This window comes from Streptomyces sp. NPDC028991 (genome assembly GCF_055564775.1).
Genome location: NZ_JBVHVP010000015.1, coordinates 34629 through 53585 on the forward strand (window position 1 = coordinate 34629; position 18957 = coordinate 53585).

Genomic DNA, 18957 nt, shown 5'->3' on the forward strand with positions numbered 1-18957 from the left:
GTCCATGGCTGAGACCGCAGCCGAGAAGGCGGAGAAGGCGGAGAAGGCGGAGAAGGCCGAGAAGGCCGAGAAGACCGAGCGCCCCGGCCCCGCGTGGCGTTCCCACGGCGCCGACCGCCGCTCCACCCGCGCCCTGCGCCTGCGCACCTCCGCCGCGCTGCTCACCGTGACCGTCCTGGCCGTACTGCTCGTGCCGCCGCTGGTCCAGCTCGACCAGCAGGCCGTCGACCTGGCCGCCAAACTGCGGCCACCGAGCTGGGAGCACCCGTTCGGCACCGACGACGTCGGCCGGGACCTGCTGCTGCGCTGCGTCTACGGCCTGCGCGTCTCCCTGCTCGTCGGGGTGGCGGCGGCGCTGACGGCCACCGTGGTCGGTACCGCCGTGGGCGCCACCGCCGGAGCGCTGGGCGGCTGGGTCGACCGGGCCGTCATGCGGGTCGTCGACACCGTCTCCTCCGTGCCGCACCTGCTGCTGGGCATCTTCATCGTCGCGATGTTCCGGCCGGGCGTCTGGCCGGTGGTGATATCCGTCGCGCTCACCCACTGGCTGTCCACCGCGCGCATCGTCCGCGCCGAGGTGCTGTCGCTGCGCTCGCGCCCCTACGTCGACGCGGCCGTCTCCGGAGGCGCCTCCCGGTGGCGGGTGGCGGTACGGCATCTGCTGCCGGGCGTGCTGCCCCAGGCCGCGCTGGCCGCCGTACTGATGGTGCCGCACGCCATGTGGCACGAGTCGGCGCTGTCCTTCCTGGGCCTCGGCCTGCCCACCCACACCGCGAGCCTCGGCAACCTGATCCAGGAGGCGCGGGGTTCGCTGCTCGCCGGGCAGTGGTGGCCGACCCTCTTCCCCGGCCTGTTCATCATCGTCCCCACCCTCGCCGTCGCCGGTCTCGCGGGTGCCTGGCGGGAGCGGATCAACCCCCGCCGCCGATCGGAGCTGATGCTGTGACCGAGCGAGCCCCCGTGCTGTCGGTACGCGGTCTGTCGGTGCGCTTCCTGATGCCGGGAGGGCGCCGCGTCGCCGCCGTGACCGACGCGCACTTCGACGTGGCGGCCGGCGAGTGCCTGGCCCTGATCGGCGAGAGCGGCTGCGGCAAGTCCGTGCTCGCCTCCGCACTCCTCGGGCTGCTGCCGGGCAACGCGCAGACCGCGGGCAGCGCCGTGCTCGGCGACCTGGACCTGCTCGCCGCCGACGAGCGGACCCTGGCCCGCACCGTACGGGGGCGGCTCGTCGGACTCGTCCCGCAGAGCCCGGCCGCCCACCTGACCCCGGTCCGCACCATCCGCTCGCAGCTGGAGGAGACGGTCGCGGAACTCACCGCCGTCCGGGGCCGTGCCGCGCTGCGCACGGCCGCCGAGGCCGCCGCCGAGCGCGCCGCGTTCCCGGTGGACCACCTCGACCGCCACCCCCACGAACTCTCCGGCGGCCTCGCCCAGCGCGCCGCCACCGCCCTCGCCCTCGTCGGCGACGCCCCGCTGCTGCTCGCCGACGAGCCGACCACCGGCCTCGACCGGGATCTGGTGGACCGCACCGTCGACGAGCTACGGCGACATGTCGACACTGCCGACCGCGAGGGCGGCAGGGCGACCGCCGGCCGCGCCCTGCTGATGATCACCCACGACCTGGCCGCCGCCGAGCGCATCGCCGACCGGATCGCCGTGATGTACGCGGGCCGGATCGTCGAACTGGCCCACGCCGGGGATTTCTTCGGCTCCCCGGGCCCCCGCCACCCCTACAGCAGGGGCCTGCTCGACGCCCTGCCCGACCGCGCCTTCACCCCCATCCCCGGCCTGCCGCCCGAACTCGGCTCCCTCCCCGGGGGCTGCGCCTTCGCACCCCGCTGCGACCGGGCCACCGACTCCTGTGCGGTGCTGCCGGAGCGGACCGCGGCGGTCGCCTGCCACCACCCGCACGCAGCGCTCACGGAGGCCGCCGACCGTGCTTGAACTGCGTGCCATCACCGCCGGATACGACAAGAACGCGCCCGTGATCAGGGACATCTCCCTGTCCGTCGCCCTCGGCGAGTCCGTCGGACTGCTCGGCCCGAGCGGCTGCGGCAAGTCCACCCTCGCGCGCGTCGCCGCCCTGCTGCACCATCCCGACGCCGGCGCCCTGGCCATCGACGGCACTCCCGTACGGCGCTGGCGCCACCGCGCCCCGCGCGAACAACGCACCGCCTTCGGCGTCGTCTTCCAGCAGGCCCGGCTCTCCGCCGACCCCCGGCTGGCGCTCACCGACCTGATCGCCGAACCGCTGCGCGCCACCGGCCGGCGCGAGGGCATCGCCGACCGGGTCGCCGAACTGGCCGCCACCGTGGGCCTGACCACCGATCTGCTGAGCAGGCGCCCGCACGAGGTCAGCGACGGCCAGTTGCAGCGCGCCTGCCTCGCCCGCGCCCTCGTGCTGCGCCCGCGCTGGCTGGTGTGCGACGAGATGACGGCGATGCTCGACGCCTCGACCACCGCCGCCCTGGTCCGCGTGGTGGAGGACTACCGGGCCGCCACCGGCGCGGGCCTGCTGGCCGTCGGCCACGACCGCGTCCTGCTCGACCGCTGGTGCGACCGCACCGTCGAATGGACCACCTTGACGCCGTCCTGACTCCTGCTCCTGCCCCTGCCCCTGTCTGACCCTGCCCCTGCGCCCCTGCCCCGCGCACCGTGCCGCCCGGAACCTTCATCGACATGCATCGGTCAAGCGCGGTCCACGGGCGCAGAAGTCGCGGTTCACCCCGCGCCGATTGCCTGGGTGTCGTCCGGCCATCCGTTCTCTGGAGGTTCGATGACCCCGCCGCTCACCAGCTCTCCGAACTCCCTGAAGAGAAGGGGTTTCCTCGGCATCGCGGGCGCTGCCGGCGCCGGTGCGGTGCTGCTCGGCACCGGTGCCCCCGTCGCGAGCGCCGCGCCCACCGCGCCGGGCCGCGTACCGGGCGACCCCTTCCAGCTCGGCGTCGCGTCCGGCGACCCGCTCCCCGACGGCGTCGTGCTCTGGACCCGGCTGGCGCCGAAACCACTGGACGACGGGGGCGGCATGCCCCGGCGCCCCGTCGCCGTCCGGTGGGAGATCGCCCTCGACGAACGGTTCAGGAAGGTCGTCAGGCGCGGTGTGGAGCACGCCGTGCCCGCCGAGGCGCACACCGTCCACGCCGACGTGCGCGGCCTGCGTCCCCACCACGAGTACTACTACCGCTTCCGCGCCGGCAACGCCGTATCGCCGGTCGGCCGCACCCGCACCGCTCCGGCCCCCGGCACCTCGCCCACCGTGGACTTCGCTTTCGCCTCCTGTGCCAACTGGGAGCAGGGCCACTTCACCGCGTACCGGCACATGGCCGAGGAGCGCCCCGACGTCGTCTTCCACCTCGGCGACTATCTCTACGAGTACGCCGCCGGCGTCAACGGCGACGTCCGCACGCACCACGGCGACGAGATGAACACCCTCGCCGAGTACCGCGCGCGGCACGCCCAGTACAAGTCCGACCCCGATCTGCGGCTGCTGCACGCCACGGCGCCGTTCGTCGTCACCTGGGACGACCACGAGACCGACAACAACTACGCCGACCTGAGCCCGGAGAACGACGACGCGGGTCAGGGCAACGACACCACCGCCCGCTTCGCCGCCCGCCGCCGGGCCGCCTATCAGGCGTACTGGGAGCACATGCCGCTGCGCCGCTTCCGCAAGCCGGTGGACACGGCGCTGCCGCTGTACCGGCGCCTCGAGTTCGGCGCCACCGCGACCTTCAGCGTGCTGGACACCCGCCAGTACCGCACCAACCAGCCCTACGGCGACAAGTGGCAGGTCTCCGGCCCGGAGCAGTGGGACCCGGAGGCCACCATCCTCGGCGGCGAGCAGCATGCCTGGCTGGAGCGGAGCCTGTCGCGGTCACGCTCGGCCTGGAACGTGCTCCCGCAGCAGATCTACTTCGCCAACTGGGACGCCGTCGCGGGCCCGGACGACGGCGGCTACAACGACGGCTGGGACGGCTACCGGGTCTCCCGCGACCGGGTGCTCGGCTACGTCGAGGAGCGCCGCATCGACAACTTCGTCGTACTCACCGGCGACGTGCACAACAACTGGACCAACGACCTGCGCCGCGACTTCGAGCGCCCCGAGACGCGACTGCTGGGCAGCGAGTTCGTCACCACCTCGATCACCTCGGGCGGCGACGGCTCGGCGACCCACGACCCCGGCCAGGTGTACTGGGACGAGAACCCGCACACCAAGTACTACAGCAGTCGTCGCGGCTACGTCCGCTGCTCGGTCTCCAGGGACCGGTACACCGCCGACTACCGGGTCGTCGACTACGTCACCCGGCCCGGCGCCCCGGTCCGCACCGACAAGTCGTTCGTGATCGAGGCGGGTGTGCCGGGGGTCCAGGACGCCTGAGCCCTCCACCAGGAACCAACAAAGTCCGACGGGGTAATTGATTCGGTTGTGTTCGGGTTCTAGGGTGTGCCTGACTCAGTAGCCGCTGCGTCACCGGCAGTTGCGATCCCCCTCCACCTCAACTGCTCTCACAGCACCGTGCGTTGAGCCGCCCCCGAAGCCCACGGAAGGCCACGGTCATGCCGCACTCGCCCGTGTCACCCGCCGGATCCCCGGCCCCCCGCCCCCGGCCGCTCGTCAGCCGCCGCCGCCTTCTGGAGGGCGGTGCCGCCGTCCTCGGCGCACTCGCCCTGTCGTCCGCGTCGCCCCTCGCGGCGCACGCCGCCGGCCGGCGGGCGGCGGCCGACGAGCCCCCGGAGTGGAACGACTTCGGAGTCTTCCGGCTCGGCACCGAGCCGCCGCACACCACACTCATGCCGTACGCGGACGTGAAAGCGGCCCTCGCCGCCGACCGAACCCGCTCGCCGTACCGGCTCGGCCTCGACGGCACCTGGAAGTTCGCCTACGCCGACCGCCCCGAGGACCGGGACGCCGACTTCCACCGCACCGACACCGACGACGGCGACTGGGAGACCATTCCGGTCCCGTCCGTGTGGCAGCTGCACGGCCACGACTTCCCGATCTACCTCAACATCACCTACCCGTACTCGGGCCCCAACGGCCTCGGCGAGGACCCGCAGCCGCCCACCGCGCCGACCCGCTACAACCCGGTCGGCCAGTACCGGCGCACCTTCACCGTCCCGCGCGACTGGAAGGGCCGCCGCACCTTCCTCCACTTCGAGGGCGTCAAGTCCGCCCACTACGTGTGGATCAACGGCGAGCTGGTCGGCTACGACGAGGACTCCTTCACCCCGGCCGAGTACGACATCACCGACCACCTCAGGCCCGGCACCAACCAGATCGCCGTGGAGGTGTACCGCTACGCCGACGGCGACTGGCTGGAGGACCAGGACATGATCCGGCTGAGCGGAATCTTCCGCTCGGTCTACCTCTACTCCACCCCGGCCGTCCACCTGCGCGACTTCAAGCTGGACACCCCGCTGAACGGCACGTACACCGACGCCGAACTGGCGGTCACCGCGAGCGTGCGGGCGTACGGCGACGGCGACGGCGGCCGGTACACCGTCGAGACCCAGCTCTACGACGCGCGCGGCCACGCCGTCTGGTCCCGGCCGCTGGAGCAGTCCGCCGACCTCGGCACGGTCGGAGCCGGCCAGGACGTCACCGTCCGGGCGGCGAAGGCCGTACCGAAGCCCAGGCTGTGGTCGGCCGAGCACCCCGACCTCTACACGGCCGTGCTGCGCCTGCGGGACCCGGCGGGCAAGGTGGTCGAGACGTTGTCCCACCGGGTCGGCTTCCGCGAGTTCGCGCTCAAGGACGGGCTGATGCGCATCAACGGCGAGCCCGTCTCCTTCCGCGGCACCAACCGCCACGAGATGCACCCGGCCCGCGGCACGGCGCTCACCCGCGAGGACATGGCCGAGGACATCAGGATCATCAAGCGGATGAACATGAACAGCGTCCGCACCTCGCACTACCCGAACAATCCGCTGTGGTACGAGCTCGCCGACGAGTACGGCCTCTACCTCGTCGACGAGACCAACCTCGAGACGCACGGCATCCGCGACGAGTACCCGGGCGACCACCCCGACTGGACCGAGGCCTGCGTGGCCCGCGCCCAGAACATGGTCCACCGCGACAAGAACCACGCCTCGGTCGTCATCTGGTCGCTGGGCAACGAGGCCGGCGGCGGCAGCACCTTCACCGCCATGCACGACTGGATCCGCTCCTACGACCCCACCCGCGTCATCCAGTACGAGGGCGACGACCGCCCCGGCGTCAGCGACATCCGCTCCGAGATGTACGACAGCCCGCAGCGCGTCGAGCAGCGCGCGAAGGACACCTCCGACACCCGGCCGTACGTCATGATCGAGTACTCCCACGCGATGGGGAACTCGAACGGCAACTTCAAGAAGTACTGGGACGTCGTCCGCCGGTACGACGTGCTCCAGGGCGGCTGGATCTGGGACTTCGCCGACCAGTCCCTCCACACGCCCGTCCCGGCCCGCACCCTGCTCACCGAGTCCGGGCCCGCCAAGCTGCGCGGCGAGATCCTCGCCACCCGCGGCGGTCTCGACCGGGACAAGGGCCTGTCCGGCATCACGGTCTTCGAGCGCGACGACAGCCTCGACCTCACGGACTCCCTGACCCTGGAGGCCTGGGTCACCCCGCACTTCACGGGCTACCACCAGCCCATCCTCGCCAAGGGCGACACCCAGTACGCGCTGAAGCAGACCGACCGGCGACTGGAGTTCTTCATCCACTCCGGCGGCCAGTGGATCACCGCGAGCTGGACCGTGCCACAGGACTGGACCGGCCGGGAGCACCACATCGCGGGCGTCTTCGACGCGGACGCCGGATCCCTGACCCTGTACGTCGACGGCGCGGTGCGGGCCACGCGCACCACCGACAGGCGGCCCGGCAGCAACACCGCGCCCCTTGCGCTCGCCACCGACGCCGACAACCAGACCCGGGAGTTCAGCGGCACCATCCGCCGAGCCCGCGTCTACGCCCGCGCGCTCGGTGCCACCGAACTGGCCTTTGACGGCCGGGGCCCCGGGGACGACGGCGTGCGGTTCTGGTTCGACGCCGCGACCGTCAGGGCGGACCGGGAGCGGCCGAAGGACAAGAGTTTCCTCGCGTACGGCGGCGACTGGGGCGACAACCCCAACGACGGCGCCTTCGTCGCGGACGGCATCGTCACCGCCGACCGCGGGCACACCGGCAAGGCCACCGAGGTCAAGCGCGTCTACCAGGCCGTCAACGCGGCCCGCACCCCCGGCGGCGGCCCCGGCGCCGTCACGCTCACCAACGAGTACCTGTTCACCGGCCTGCGCGAGTTCGACGGCCGCTGGGAGCTCGTCGCCGACGGCAGGACCGTACGGCGCGGAAAGCTGACCCGGGACCAGCTGGACGTGGCGCCGCGGTCCAGCAAGGACATCACCCTCCCCGTCCGGCTGCCGCGTGACCCCGGCCCCGGCACGGAGTACTTCCTGGAACTCTCCTTCACCACCAAGGAGTCCACGCCGTGGGCCAAGGCCGGTTTCGAGGTGGCCCGGCAGCAGCTCCCGGTCGAGGCCGGCAGCCCCGCCGTGACCCCCGTACGCCTGGACGGCGTCCCGGCCCTGCGCCACGACGACCGCGACAAGGAGGTCAGGATCAGCGGGAAGGGCTTCTCGGTCACCGTCGACAAGCGCACCGGCACCATCACCTCCTACGAGGCGAAGGGCACCCGGCTGCTCACCTCCGGGCCCGCGCCCAACTTCTGGCGGGCGCCCACCGACAACGACAAGGGCAACGGCCAGCACAACCGCAACCAGACCTGGCGCGACGCCGGTGCCCGGCGGAAGGTCACCGACGTCACCGTGCGGACCCTGGGCGACCGGGCCGTCGAGATCAAGGTCGCCGGCACGCTGCCCACCAGGGTGGAGTCGGCGTACACCACCACCTACACGGTGTTCGGCAACGGTGAGATCAAGGTCGACAACACCCTGCACCCGGGCGCCGCGAACCTGCCCTACATCCCGGAGGTCGGCACCCTGCTCTTCCTGCCGCGCAGCCTGGACCGCCTGCACTACTACGGCCGCGGCCCCGAGGAGAACCACTGGGACCGCAACACCGGCACCGACGTCGGCCTGTACTCCGGCACCGTCGCCGAGCAGTGGACGCCCTACATCCGCCCGCAGGAGAACGGCAACAAGACCGACGTCCGCTGGATCGCCCTCACCGACCGGCACGGCGTGGGCCTGCTCGCCTCCGGTGAACCCCTGCTGGAGGCGAACGCCTCCTTCTTCACACCGGAGGACCTGTCGGCCGGCGTGCGCCACGACTACCAGCTCACCCCGAGGGACGAGGTCGTCCTGCGCCTGAACCACCGGCAGATGGGCGTCGGCGGCGACAACAGCTGGGGCGCGCACACGCACGACGAGTTCAAGCTCTTCGCCGACCGGGACTACTCCTACACCTACCGGTTGCGCCCGTTGACGGACGTGAAGGACGCGATGGCGGCCTCGCGGCGGCCCACGGCGACCGAATAGCGGCCCGGCCGATGTGAGGACCCGGGAGCCCGGGTAACCGGGCTCCCATGGGTGACGTACTGGTGGGAGCGTGTTCCTGGACGGACCGGCAACTGGTCGCGAGCGGCTGGTATCCGCGCGGACGGCGGGACGCCGAGGGGCGGCTGAGGCACTACGCCTCCCGGCTGCCCCTCGTCGAAGTGGACGCCGGGTACTACGCGTTGCCGAGCCGGCGCAACAGCGAGCTGTGGGTGGAACGCACGCCGGACGGGTTCCGCTTCGACGTCAAGGCGTTCTCGCTGCTGACCGGCCACCCCACGCGCCCCGAGGCGCTGCCCGCCGACCTGCGCGCGGCCGACCCCGGCCCGCTCCGGCGCGGCCGGGCGAGTGAGGGGCTGCTCGACGAGGTGTGGGGGCGCTTCGCCGAGGCGGTCGGGCCGCTGCGGAAGGCCGGGCGGCTCGGCACCGTGCTGTTCCAGTTCCCGCCGTGGTTCGCACCCGGTACCCCCGCCGAGGCGGCGCTCGAAGCCTGCGCCCGGCGCACGGAGGGCTGGCCGCTCGCCGTGGAGTTCCGGCATCCGGGGTGGTGGGAGCCGCGACGGGCGGACGCCACCCACGCGTTGCTGTCCGGCTTCGGGGCGTCGGCCGTCGGTACGGACATGGCCCAGGACCTGCCCGCGTCCCTGCCGCCCATCGCTCCGGTGACCCGGCCGGCCCTCGCCGTCGTACGGTTCCACGGCCGCAGCAGGGCCTGGGGGAGGGGCGGCAAGGAGGACCGTTTCCGCCACGACTACGACGTGGCCGAACTCGCCGCCTGGGTGCCCCGCCTGCGACGCGCGGCCCGGCAGTCGGACGAACTGCACGTGCTGTTCAACAACTGCTGCGCGGACGCCGCCGTACGCGCGGCCGAGACCATGCGCGGGCTGCTCACCGGGCCGCGTCGCTGATCCCCAGCCGCAGGTGCTCCACGTGGAACACGGCCTGGTCGAGCAGCTCGGCGACATGGTGGTCGTGCAGCGCGTACACCACCGACCGGCCGCGGCGCTCGCCCACCACCAGGCCCAGGTTGCGCAGCAGGCGCAGCTGGTGGGAGCAGGCCGACTGCTCCATACCGACCTCCGCCGCCAACTCGGTGGCGGGCAGCGGTCCTTCGCGCAGCCGCGCGAGGATCAGCAGCCGGGACGGGGTGGACAGGGCCTGGAGCGTGGTGGCGACCTTCGCGACGTTGTCCACGTCCAGGCGCACGCGTGCGGCGGCGTCCTGCGCGGTGGTGGCGGCTCCGTGACCCATGCGGTCATCTTACGCACGGCGCTCACACGCATGAAGGGAAGAACGAATGAAAGAATGAATGGGTCTTCATGTGTTCCTGTATGGTGTGCGGCGTGTCCACCACACTCACCACCCAGTCCGCGCCCGCCGCGCCCCCGGCCCGTCCGGCGCCCCGCCGTCGTACCCCCGTCCTTGCCCTGCCCGAGGCCCGCTGGGCGCTGGCGTCCCTCGTCGCCTTCCTGGCGGCGCTCCCCCTCGACCTCGGCGGCGCCCCCGCCTGGACGTACGGCCCGCTGTACGCGGTGGCCTACGTCGCCGGTGGCTGGGAGCCGGCCCTGGAGGGCCTGCGGGCGCTGCGCGACAAGACTCTGGACGTCGACCTGCTGATGATCGTCGCGGCGCTGGGCGCGGCGTCCATCGGGCAGGTCCTCGACGGCGCCCTGCTCATCGTCATCTTCGCCACCTCCGGCGCCTTGGAAGCCCTGGCCACCGCCCGTACCGCCGACTCCGTGCGCGGCCTGCTCGACCTCGCGCCCACCACCGCGACCCGCGTGAGGGGGGAGGCCGAGGAGACCGTCCCCACCGCCGACCTCGCCGTCGGCGACGTCCTGCTGGTCCGGCCGGGGGAGCGGATCGGCGCCGACGGCTCGGTCGTCGACGGCGCCGGCGAGGTCGACCAGGCCACCATCACCGGCGAGTCCCTGCCCGTCCTCAAGCGCTCCGGCGACGACGTCTTCGCCGGCACCCTCAACGGCACCGGCGCCCTGCGGGTCCGCGTCGAACGCGACCCCGCCGACTCGGTCATCGCCCGGATCGTGACCCTCGTCGAGGAGGCGTCCCGCACCAAGGCGCCGACGCAGCTGTTCATCGAGAAGATCGAGCAGCGCTACGCGGTCGGCGTGGTGGTGGCCACCCTCGCGGTCTTCGGCATCCCGCTCGCCTTCGGCGCCGGCCTCACGGACGCCCTGCTGCGCGCCATGACCTTCATGATCGTCGCCTCGCCCTGCGCGGTCGTCCTCGCGACCATGCCGCCCCTGCTGTCCGCCATCGCCAACGCCGGCCGGCACGGCGTCCTGGTGAAGTCGGCGGTCGCGATGGAACGCCTCGGCGAGATCGATGCCGCCGCCCTGGACAAGACCGGCACCCTCACCGAGGGGGCCCCCGAGGTGACCGCGGTACGGCCGCTGCCCGGCACCGGTCTCGACGAGGACGCCCTCCTCGCGCTCGCCGCCGCCGCCGAGCACCCGAGTGAGCATCCGCTGGCCCGCGCGATCGTCGCCGCCGCCCGTGCCCGCGGACTGCGCGTCGCGTCCGCGGCGGACTTCTCCGCGGTTCCGGGCCGCGGGGTGACCGCGATGGTCGACGGCCACGAGGTGCACGTCGGCCGCGCGGAGACACCCGAGGGCGCCGAAACGACCGTCCAGGTCACCCGCGACGGCACCCCTGTCGGCACCCTCGCCCTCATGGACCGGCTCCGCGCCGACGCCGCCCCGGTCGCCGCCGCGCTCACCGCGCTCACCGGCACCGCCCCCGCCCTGCTCACCGGTGACAACGCGCCCGCCGCCGCCCGCGTGGCCGACGCGACCGGCATCACCGACGTCCGCGCGGAGCTGCTGCCCGAGGGCAAGGTCGAGGCTCTGCGGGAACTGGAGCGGGCCGGCCGCAAGGTGCTCTTCGTCGGCGACGGCGTCAACGACGCCCCCGCGCTCGCCGCCGCCCACGCCGGCGTCGCCATGGGCCGCGCCGGCTCCGACCTGGCCCTCGAGACGGCCGACGCGGTCGTGGTGCGCGACGAGCTGGCGGCCGTACCCGCCGTCGTACGACTGTCCCGGCGTGCGCGCAGGCTGGTGCTGCAGAACCTGGTCATCGCGGGTACGTGCATCACCGCGCTCGTCCTGTGGGACCTGATCGGGCATCTCCCGCTGCCGCTCGGCGTCGCCGGGCACGAGGGCTCGACCGTGCTGGTCGGCCTGAACGGGCTGCGGCTGCTGCGCGAGTCGGCATGGCGCTCCGGGTGACCGGCCCGCTCCCGGCGACCGTGCCGCGGCGATCCCGAGGAGCGGACCGCTCCCGCTGACCCGGAGCGACCCGGCACAGCCCAGGAAGCAAGACGTCCATGTCGGATTCCCGCCAGCCGAGGCCCGGCCGGCGGGTCATCCTGGACGCATGCAGACGGGAATGCACACCGACACCGAGCGCTGCGTGCGCGCCGTCCGGTCCAAGGACGCGCGGTTCGACGGCTGGTTCTTCACGGCCGTCCTGACGACCCGCATCTACTGCCGGCCCAGCTGCCCGGTGGTGCCGCCCAAGCCCGAGAACATGACCTTCTACCCGAGCGCGGCGGCCTGCCAGCAGGCCGGGTTCCGGGCGTGCAAACGCTGCCGCCCGGACACCAGCCCCGGCTCCCCCCAGTGGAACCAGCGCGCCGACCTCACCGCCCGCGCCATGCGGCTGATCGCCGACGGCGTCGTGGACCGCGAGGGCGTGCCCGGCCTCGCCGCCCGGCTCGGCTACAGCACCCGGCAGGTCGAACGCCAGCTGCTCGCCGAGCTGGGCGCGGGCCCACTCGCGCTCGCCCGCGCGCAGCGCGCCCAGACCGCCCGCCTGCTCGTCGAGACGACCCCGCTGCCGATGGCGGACATCGCCTTCGCGGCCGGCTTCTCCTCCATCCGCACCTTCAACGACACGGTCCGCGAGGTCTTCGCGCTCTCTCCGAGCGAGTTGCGCACCCGTGTCCCGAAGAACCGCGCCGCCGGCACCCCGCCGGGCCCTGTCGACGGCACCCCGTGCCCCGTCGCCGGCACCACCCCGGGCGCCCTGACCCTGCGCCTCCCCTTCCGCACCCCGCTCAACCCCGACAACCTCTTCGGCCACCTCGCCGCCACCGCCGTACCCGGCGTGGAGGAGTGGCGGGAGGGCGCGTACCGCCGCACCCTGCGCCTCCCGTACGGTCACGGCATCGTGGCCCTCACCCCCACCCCCGACCACATCGCCTGCCGCCTCACCCTCAGCGACCTGCGCGACCTGACCGTCGCCATCAGCCGCTGCCGGCGCCTGCTCGACCTGGACGCCGACCCGGCGGCCATCGACGGCCAGCTGCGCGCCGACCCGCTGCTCGCACCGCTGGTCGACAAGGCGCCCGGGCGGCGCGTCCCGCGCACGGTCGACGAGGCGGAGTTCGCCGTGCGAGCCGTGCTCGGCCAGCAGGTCTCCACCGCAGCCGCCCGCACCCATGCCGCCCGCCTGGTCACGGCACACGGCGACGCGGTCGACGACCCGGAGGGCGGCCTGACCCACCTCTTCCCGTCGCCGGTGGCGCTGGCGGCGGTGGACCCGGACACCCTCGCGATGCCCCGCACCCGCCGCACGACCTTCACCACCCTCGTCTCCCACCTGGCCGACGGCTCGCTCAACCTGGGCGTCGAGACCGACTGGGCCGAGACCCGCGCCCGGCTCCTCGCCCTCCCCGGTTTCGGCCCCTGGACCGCCGACGTCATCGCCATGCGCGCCCTCGGCGACCCCGACGCCTTCCTCCCCACCGACCTCGGCATCCGCCGCGCCGCCGGGGAACTGGGCCTGCCCTCGACACCGGCGGCGCTCACCGCCCGCGCGGCGGCCTGGCGGCCGTGGCGGGCGTACGCCGTCCAGTACCTGTGGGCGACCGACAGCCACCCGATCAACTTCCTGCCCGTGTGAGGAACATTCCGTGGGATCCCTGAAACAGCACACCGTGATCGACAGCCCGTACGGCGCGCTCACCCTCGTCGCCGAGGACGGCGTCCTGTGCGGCCTCTACATGACCGACCAGCGCCACCGCCCACCGGAGGAGACCTTCGGAACGGCCGACGACGGGCCGTTCGCACCGGCGGAGGAGCAACTGACGGCCTACTTCGCCGGCGAGCTGGAGGACTTCACCCTCGACCTGCGCCTGAACGGCACTCCCTTCCAGCGCACGGTCTGGGACCAGCTCCGCCGCATCCCGTACGGCGAGACCCGCACGTACGGCGAACTCGCCACCGCCCTCGGCACCCCGGCCGCCTCCCGGGCCGTGGGCCTCGCCAACGGCCGCAACCCGATCGGCATCATCGTCCCCTGCCACCGGGTCATCGGCGCCAGCGGCAGCCTCACCGGATACGGCGGCGGCCTGGAGCGCAAGCAGCGCCTGCTGGACTTCGAACGGGGCTCGGCGCTGTTCTGACCACCGGTCCCCCTGCCGGGACCGGGACCTCCCGCAGGGGCCGGCCGCCGTCGACGAACAACCGGCCGCCACGGACCGCCCGTCTCACCCGCCCGGTGTGCCGATCCGCAGGCGGTTGCCGTCCGGGTCGCGCAGCTCGATCTCGCGTGCCCAGGGCGCCTCCTGGACCCGTACCCCGAACTCGGCGGCGACCGCGTCGACGTCGGCCACCCGCAGATACACCAGCGTGTCCGGCCGGGCGTCGCCGGTGTGCTCCGACAGGAACAGCCGCACCGGCCCTCGCGCGACCTCCACGAACGCCGGCAGATCCGGCTCGAAGCGGTGCGTCCACCGTTCGGCGAAGCCCAGCCGTGCGTACCAGCGCACGGCCGCGGCGGCGTCGGTCACGCGCAGGATCGGAATGATCTCTTCCTCCACGCGGTCAGTCACCGTCCCGGCCGCTGTCGTGGTTCAGCCCGCGCAGCAGCTTGGGCAGGGCCGTGCCGATGGGCTCGCGGACGACCTCGCCCGCGAGCTCGTCGTACGGCGTCGGCTCGGCGTTGACGACGACCAGGCGGGCGCCGTGGCCGGCGGCCACACCGGCGAGTCCGGCGGCGGGCTGGACCTGGAGGCTGGTGCCGACGGCGATGAACACCTGGCACGCCTTGCTGATGGCGACCGCCTCACCGAGGACCACCGGGTCGAGGCGCTCGCCGAACATCACGGTCGCCGGCTTCAGGATGCCGCCGCAGTCCAGGCACGGCGGGTCGTCCTCGCCCGCCTCCACCCGGGCGAGCGCGTCCTCCATCGGCCCCCGGGCGTGGCAGCCGGTGCACACGTAACTCCGTGCGGTGCCGTGCAGTTCCAGGACCTTGCGGGCGGAGAGCCCGGCGAGCTGGTGCAGGCCGTCGACGTTCTGCGTGATGACCCGGACCGGCACCCCGGACCGCTCCAGCTCGGCCACCGCACGGTGCGCGGCGTTCGGCTCGGCGTGCAGCGTGCGGTTCGCACGCCGCATCTGCCAGGAACGCCGCCGGATCTCCGGATCGCCCATGTAGTAGTCGTAGGTGACGAGCTTCTCGGCCTCCGGATCGCGCCGCCACAGCCCGTTCGGCCCGCGGTAGTCCGGGATTCCGGAGTCGGTCGAGACACCGGCGCCGCTGAGGATGGCGACGAAGGGCTTCCTGGTCATGCGGTCGAGGGTAGGACGCCGATGCCCCCGGGGCTAACGGGTTTGGGCGGCACCGGACGTGCCGTCGCACGGCGTGCCGTCCCGGGGTGCGCCGACCCCGGGATGCGCCGCCCCGCTTCGCGCGGTCGCGGGACGTGCCTTCACGCCTCGACCCGGCGGCCGTTCTCCAGCTCGGCCGTCCCCGAGCCGTCCGCCAGCACGTCCAGCGCGGCCAGGACCCGGCCGTGCAGTGCGCCGGGCAGGTATTCGCCCAGCTCCGCACGGGGCACCAGCCGCCAGGACAGCAGCTCCTCCTCCTGCAGACGGATCGCCCCCAGATCGTCCTCGGTCAGAATCCCGCCGTCGTACAGGTACGCCACGATCGGCGGCCGGCCCGGACCGTGCGCCCAGTCCACCGCCAGCAGCCGCCCCGGCAGGACGTCCAGCCCGATCTCCTCGAGGGTCTCCCGCCGGGCGCCCTGCCGGGGAGTCTCCCCGTCCTCGGACTCGATCGTCCCTCCGGGCAGCGTCCACCCCTCGCGATAGCCGGGCTCGACGACCAGCACTCTTCCCTCGGCGTCCCGGAAGACGGCGGCGGCACCGGCGAGGACGCGGGGGAGCCCGGCGATGTAGGCGGCGTAGTCAGGAGTGGTCATTCCGGAAGCGTAACGAGACGCGGGCCCGCCGTGTCTCCGGTGTTCCACCCTGCGGGCAGGGCATGACGGCGTGGGCGTCCTCCGGTTAAGGTCGCAGCGGCGCGACTGCCTTGACGTGCGCAAGGCTCGGAGAGCAAGGGGAGATCAAGGTGGCTGACGCTGCAGTGGACGGGACCCGTCGGGTACTCGTCGCCGCGGACAAGTTCAAGGGTTCGCTGACGGCCGTCGAGGTCGCCGAGCGGGTGACGGCCGGACTGCGCCGCGTCGTACCGGACCTCGGCGTCGAGGCGCTGCCCGTGGCCGACGGTGGTGACGGCACCGTCGCTGCCGCGGTCGCGGCCGGGTTCGAGCGCCGGGAGGTACGGGTCGCCGGGCCCCTCGGCGACGAGGTGACGGCCGCGTTCGCGCTGCGCGACGGCACCGCGGTGGTGGAGATGGCCGAGGCCAGCGGCCTGCAGCGGCTGCCCGCCGGCGTCCTCGCACCGCTGACCGCGTCCACGTACGGCTCCGGTGAGCTGCTGCGGGCCGCGCTGGACGCGGGGGCGCGGACGATCGTGTTCGGGGTCGGCGGCAGCGCGACCACCGACGGCGGCGCCGGGATGCTGTCCGCGCTGGGCGCTCGGTTCCTGGGCGGCGACGGGGCACCGGTCGCGCCGGGCGGGGGCGGCCTCGCCGACCTGGTCTCGGCGGACCTGTCGGGCCTCGACCCGCGGCTCTCCGGCGTCGAGCTGGTGCTCGCGAGCGACGTCGACAACCCGCTGACCGGGCCGAAGGGTGCCCCGGCGGTCTACGGCCCGCAGAAGGGCGCCTCCCCGGAGGACGTGGCGGCCCTGGACGCGGCCCTCGCGCACCTGGCGAAGGTGCTGGAGGGCACGGCGGCCGTCGGTACGCGGGCCGCCGAGTACGCCGCGTCCCCGGGCGCGGGTGCCGCGGGCGGCATCGGGTTCGGGGCGATGCTGCTCGGGGCGCGGTTCCGGCCCGGCATCGAGGTGATGCTGGACGTGCTCGGTTTCGCGCCGGCGCTGGCGCGGGCGGACCTGGTGATCACGGGGGAGGGTTCGCTGGACGAGCAGACCCTGCACGGGAAGGCTCCGGCGGGTGTCGCCGCGGCGGCGCGGGCGGCGGGCAAGGAGGTCGTCGCGGTGTGCGGGCGGCTGGCGCTGCCGGCGGAGGTGCTGGGGCGGTCCGGGATCCGGCGGGCCTACCCGCTGACGGATGTCGAGCCGGACGTGGCGAAGTGCATCGCGGACGCGGGGCCGATCCTGGAGCGCGTCGCGGAGCGCATCGCGCGGGACTTCCTGGCCTAGGGGAGTCCCGCCCTCGTCGCCGCCGCCTTGCCGCCCCCGTTTCTGGGGTCGCCGCCCAGCACACGCACGCAGCCGCTTCGGTCCTGAACGGGCCTCGTTGCTGAACGCGCCTCGTCCTTGAACGGACCTCGTCCTCAGACGCCGGACGGGCTGTGACCGCTCGGCTCCGTCCCGACCGAGCCGGGCGGTGTGTGCGGGCGCAGGCCGGGAGCCGGGGCGGAGCCCCCGGCAAGGCCCACACCGGCGCCGGGCGCGCACGGGACAGAAGGCCCCGAACCAACAGAAGGGCCCCGGACCCGACCGGGTCCGGGGCCCTGCGCGGCGGAGCGCTACGGCGTCTGTGCCGCCCGCGCCTCACGCCGGTTGTCCCTGAAGTTGTTCACCCTGCGTGCGGTGGCGAACAGGGGGATCACCGCGCCCATCACCAGCTGCAGCGCGCACCCCGTCTGCAACAGCAGCTGCCCGCTCGGTGCGTCGAAGGCCCAGCCGGCCAGCAGCCCCATCGACAGGACGATCCACGCGAGCATCGCCACCGCGAGGCGCCCCCGCGGCTTCGGGTACTCGACCCGGCTCACCATCAGCCAGGCCGTGCCGATGATCGCCAGCAGCGTCGCCACGAACGGCAGCTCCAGCAGCACGATCGACACCACCGTCAGCGCCCCGAAGGGCGACGGCATGCCCTGGAAGGTGCCGTCCTTGACGGTGACGCAGGAGAACCGCGCGAGCCGCAGCACCACCGCCAGCAGCACCACGATCGCCCCCACCGCCGCCACCCGCTGGTAGGCGTCGTGCGCGACCATGCCGTAGACGAGGACGAAGTACGCCGGTGCCAGCCCGAAACTGATCAGGTCGGACAGGTTGTCCAGCTCGGCCCCCATCGGGGAGCTGCGCAGCTTGCGCGCCACCAGGCCGTCGCACAGGTCGAAGATCGCCGCGCACAGCATCAGGATGACCGCGGTGGCCGCGCTGTGCCGGGCCATGCCCGACTCGTCGCTGCCCATGAGGTGCGGGATCAGGATGCCGGTGGTGGTGAAGTACACCGCCATGAACCCGCACGTGGCGTTGCCGAGCGTGAGCGTGTCCGCTATCGACAGGCGCAGCGAGAGCGGCATCTCCTCCTCGTCGTCCATGTCGTCCGCCTCGGGCACCCATCCGGCCTGGGTCTGTGGATCAATCACGGTCAATTCGAGTCACCCCAGCCACCGTCTTCTGACCCACCTCGACCGCGACCTCCACACCCTCCGGCAGGTACAGGTCGACGCGCGAGCCGAAGCGGATCAGACCGACCCGCTCGCCCTGCTCGACCTTCGTGCCCTGCGGCACGTAGGGCACGATGCGGCGGGCCACCGCGCCGGCGATCTGGATCATCTCGATGTCACCGAGCTCGGTGTCGAAGTGCCACACCACCCGCTCGTTGTTCTCGCTCTCCTTGTTGAAGGCGGGAACGAAGCCACCGGGAACGTGCTCGACGGACGTCACCGTGCCCGACAGGGGCGCACGGTTGACGTGGACGTTGAGCGGGCTCATGAAGATCGCGACGCGGGTACGGCCGTCCTTCCACGGCATGATGCTCTGCACCACACCGTCGGCGGGCGAGATGACCCGGCCGCGGGTGATCTCGCGCTCGGGGTCGCGGAAGAACCACAGCATCCCCGCCGCGAGCGCGGTGGCGGGGACGGCGACGGCCTTGGCGGCGCCGGAACGGCGGGCACCAAGGAGGCTGACGGCTGCGGTGGCGACGGTCGGCAGAAGCCACGGCGATGCTCCGCGCGCGAGGCGTACGCCGGCCAGGCTGTCGCGAGATGCAGAGGTTTGGCTGTGGGGCATGGATGACCTTCGTAGCGGATGATGCCGCACACTGACGGGGGACGGCGGCTTTCCGGCGATCGTAGCGGCTTCCCGCCGCAACTGGGTAAGCCAGGA

At 73.2% G+C, this 18957-nt stretch carries 16 protein-coding genes; 10 read left to right on the forward strand and 6 right to left on the reverse strand.

All coding sequences use genetic code 11. The features are described 5' to 3' along the window. The first annotated feature begins 4 nt into the window (after positions 1 to 4). The 6 genes from ACZ4V1_RS25805 (at position 5) to ACZ4V1_RS25830 (ending at position 9401) form a co-directional block, all read left to right on the forward strand. The gene (locus tag ACZ4V1_RS25805) at positions 5 to 946 is read left to right on the forward strand and encodes an ABC transporter permease (RefSeq protein WP_468340078.1); all 942 of its coding nucleotides are present in this window, start codon (positions 5 to 7) and stop codon (positions 944 to 946) included. Next, positions 943 to 1944: an ABC transporter ATP-binding protein gene (locus tag ACZ4V1_RS25810; protein ID WP_468340080.1), complete on the forward strand. Its 1002-nt coding sequence runs from the start codon at positions 943 to 945 to the stop codon at positions 1942 to 1944. The genes ACZ4V1_RS25805 and ACZ4V1_RS25810 overlap by 4 nt, the downstream gene beginning before the upstream one ends. Beyond that, positions 1937 to 2596, forward strand: coding sequence for an ABC transporter ATP-binding protein (locus tag ACZ4V1_RS25815; protein ID WP_468340082.1), 660 nt, complete (start codon positions 1937 to 1939; stop codon positions 2594 to 2596). The genes ACZ4V1_RS25810 and ACZ4V1_RS25815 overlap by 8 nt, the downstream gene beginning before the upstream one ends. A 180-nt stretch (positions 2597 to 2776) precedes the next feature. Continuing rightward, positions 2777 to 4378, forward strand: coding sequence for an alkaline phosphatase D family protein (locus ACZ4V1_RS25820; RefSeq protein ID WP_468340084.1), 1602 nt, complete (start codon positions 2777 to 2779; stop codon positions 4376 to 4378). Between the two features lie 179 nt (positions 4379 to 4557). After that, on the forward strand, positions 4558 to 8475 hold the full coding sequence (locus tag ACZ4V1_RS25825; RefSeq protein ID WP_468340086.1) for a glycoside hydrolase family 2 TIM barrel-domain containing protein: 3918 nt from the start codon (positions 4558 to 4560) through the stop codon (positions 8473 to 8475). Positions 8476 to 8522: 47 nt separating this feature from the next. Beyond that, positions 8523 to 9401, forward strand: coding sequence for a DUF72 domain-containing protein (locus tag ACZ4V1_RS25830; protein ID WP_468340088.1), 879 nt, complete (start codon positions 8523 to 8525; stop codon positions 9399 to 9401). Here ACZ4V1_RS25830 and ACZ4V1_RS25835 read toward each other — a convergent pair. Beyond that, positions 9382 to 9744 (reverse strand): ArsR/SmtB family transcription factor, encoded by a 363-nt coding sequence (locus tag ACZ4V1_RS25835; protein ID WP_468340090.1) that lies wholly within the window; start codon positions 9742 to 9744, stop codon positions 9382 to 9384. The two genes, ACZ4V1_RS25830 and ACZ4V1_RS25835, sit on opposite strands and share 20 nt — an antisense overlap. An 80-nt stretch (positions 9745 to 9824) precedes the next feature. Between ACZ4V1_RS25835 and ACZ4V1_RS25840 the strand changes: the two genes are divergently transcribed. The 3 genes from ACZ4V1_RS25840 (at position 9825) to ACZ4V1_RS25850 (ending at position 13921) form a co-directional block, all read left to right on the forward strand. Further along, positions 9825 to 11741: a heavy metal translocating P-type ATPase gene (locus ACZ4V1_RS25840; protein WP_468340347.1), complete on the forward strand. Its 1917-nt coding sequence runs from the start codon at positions 9825 to 9827 to the stop codon at positions 11739 to 11741. 148 nt (positions 11742 to 11889) lie between these two features. Next, positions 11890 to 13419, forward strand: a complete 1530-nt coding sequence (locus ACZ4V1_RS25845; protein ID WP_468340092.1) for an AlkA N-terminal domain-containing protein — start codon at positions 11890 to 11892, stop codon at positions 13417 to 13419. A gap of 19 nt (positions 13420 to 13438) precedes the next feature. Further along, positions 13439 to 13921: a methylated-DNA--[protein]-cysteine S-methyltransferase gene (locus ACZ4V1_RS25850; protein WP_468340350.1), complete on the forward strand. Its 483-nt coding sequence runs from the start codon at positions 13439 to 13441 to the stop codon at positions 13919 to 13921. Positions 13922 to 14005: 84 nt separating this feature from the next. Here the strand turns inward: ACZ4V1_RS25850 and ACZ4V1_RS25855 are convergent, their stop codons facing one another. The 3 genes from ACZ4V1_RS25855 to ACZ4V1_RS25865 all read right to left on the reverse strand — a co-directional run bounded on the left by ACZ4V1_RS25855 (position 14006) and on the right by ACZ4V1_RS25865 (position 15727). Beyond that, a complete protein-coding gene (locus tag ACZ4V1_RS25855) occupies positions 14006 to 14338 on the reverse strand; it encodes a glyoxalase superfamily protein (protein ID WP_468340094.1) in 333 nt (110 codons plus the stop codon). A gap of 4 nt (positions 14339 to 14342) precedes the next feature. After that, positions 14343 to 15092, reverse strand: coding sequence for an SIR2 family NAD-dependent protein deacylase (locus tag ACZ4V1_RS25860; RefSeq protein ID WP_468340095.1), 750 nt, complete (start codon positions 15090 to 15092; stop codon positions 14343 to 14345). Between the two features lie 140 nt (positions 15093 to 15232). Beyond that, the gene (locus ACZ4V1_RS25865; protein ID WP_468340097.1) at positions 15233 to 15727 is read right to left on the reverse strand and encodes an NUDIX domain-containing protein; all 495 of its coding nucleotides are present in this window, start codon (positions 15725 to 15727) and stop codon (positions 15233 to 15235) included. 164 nt (positions 15728 to 15891) lie between these two features. On the opposite strand from ACZ4V1_RS25865, the gene ACZ4V1_RS25870 reads away from it, so the two are divergent. Then, complete coding sequence (locus ACZ4V1_RS25870) at positions 15892 to 17034, forward strand: glycerate kinase (RefSeq protein ID WP_468340353.1); 1143 nt, start codon at positions 15892 to 15894, stop codon at positions 17032 to 17034. Between the two features lie 329 nt (positions 17035 to 17363). Here ACZ4V1_RS25870 and pssA read toward each other — a convergent pair whose 3' ends face one another. Continuing rightward, a complete protein-coding gene (gene pssA, locus ACZ4V1_RS25875) occupies positions 17364 to 18146 on the reverse strand; it encodes a CDP-diacylglycerol--serine O-phosphatidyltransferase (protein WP_468340356.1) in 783 nt (260 codons plus the stop codon). Positions 18147 to 18204: 58 nt separating this feature from the next. Further along, positions 18205 to 18861, reverse strand: coding sequence for a phosphatidylserine decarboxylase (locus ACZ4V1_RS25880; protein ID WP_468340359.1), 657 nt, complete (start codon positions 18859 to 18861; stop codon positions 18205 to 18207). Positions 18862 to 18957 lie beyond the last annotated feature (96 nt).

Bases quoted from the DNA above. Each gene is read 5' to 3' on its own strand.
- ACZ4V1_RS25805 (WP_468340078.1), top strand. From the start codon at position 5: ATGGCTGAGACCGCAGCCGAGAAGGCGGAGAAGGCGGAGAAGGCGGAG.
- ACZ4V1_RS25820 (WP_468340084.1), top strand. From the start codon at position 2,777: ATGACCCCGCCGCTCACCAGCTCTCCGAACTCCCTGAAGAGAAGGGGT.
- ACZ4V1_RS25825 (WP_468340086.1), top strand. From the start codon at position 4,558: ATGCCGCACTCGCCCGTGTCACCCGCCGGATCCCCGGCCCCCCGCCCC.
- ACZ4V1_RS25830 (WP_468340088.1), top strand. From the start codon at position 8,523: ATGGGTGACGTACTGGTGGGAGCGTGTTCCTGGACGGACCGGCAACTG.
- ACZ4V1_RS25835 (WP_468340090.1), bottom strand. From the start codon at position 9,744: ATGGGTCACGGAGCCGCCACCACCGCGCAGGACGCCGCCGCACGCGTG.
- ACZ4V1_RS25840 (WP_468340347.1), top strand. From the start codon at position 9,825: ATGGTGTGCGGCGTGTCCACCACACTCACCACCCAGTCCGCGCCCGCC.
- ACZ4V1_RS25845 (WP_468340092.1), top strand. From the start codon at position 11,890: ATGCAGACGGGAATGCACACCGACACCGAGCGCTGCGTGCGCGCCGTC.
- ACZ4V1_RS25860 (WP_468340095.1), bottom strand. From the start codon at position 15,092: ATGACCAGGAAGCCCTTCGTCGCCATCCTCAGCGGCGCCGGTGTCTCG.
- ACZ4V1_RS25865 (WP_468340097.1), bottom strand. From the start codon at position 15,727: ATGACCACTCCTGACTACGCCGCCTACATCGCCGGGCTCCCCCGCGTC.
- pssA (WP_468340356.1), bottom strand. From the start codon at position 18,146: ATGCCGCTCTCGCTGCGCCTGTCGATAGCGGACACGCTCACGCTCGGC.
- ACZ4V1_RS25880 (WP_468340359.1), bottom strand. From the start codon at position 18,861: ATGCCCCACAGCCAAACCTCTGCATCTCGCGACAGCCTGGCCGGCGTA.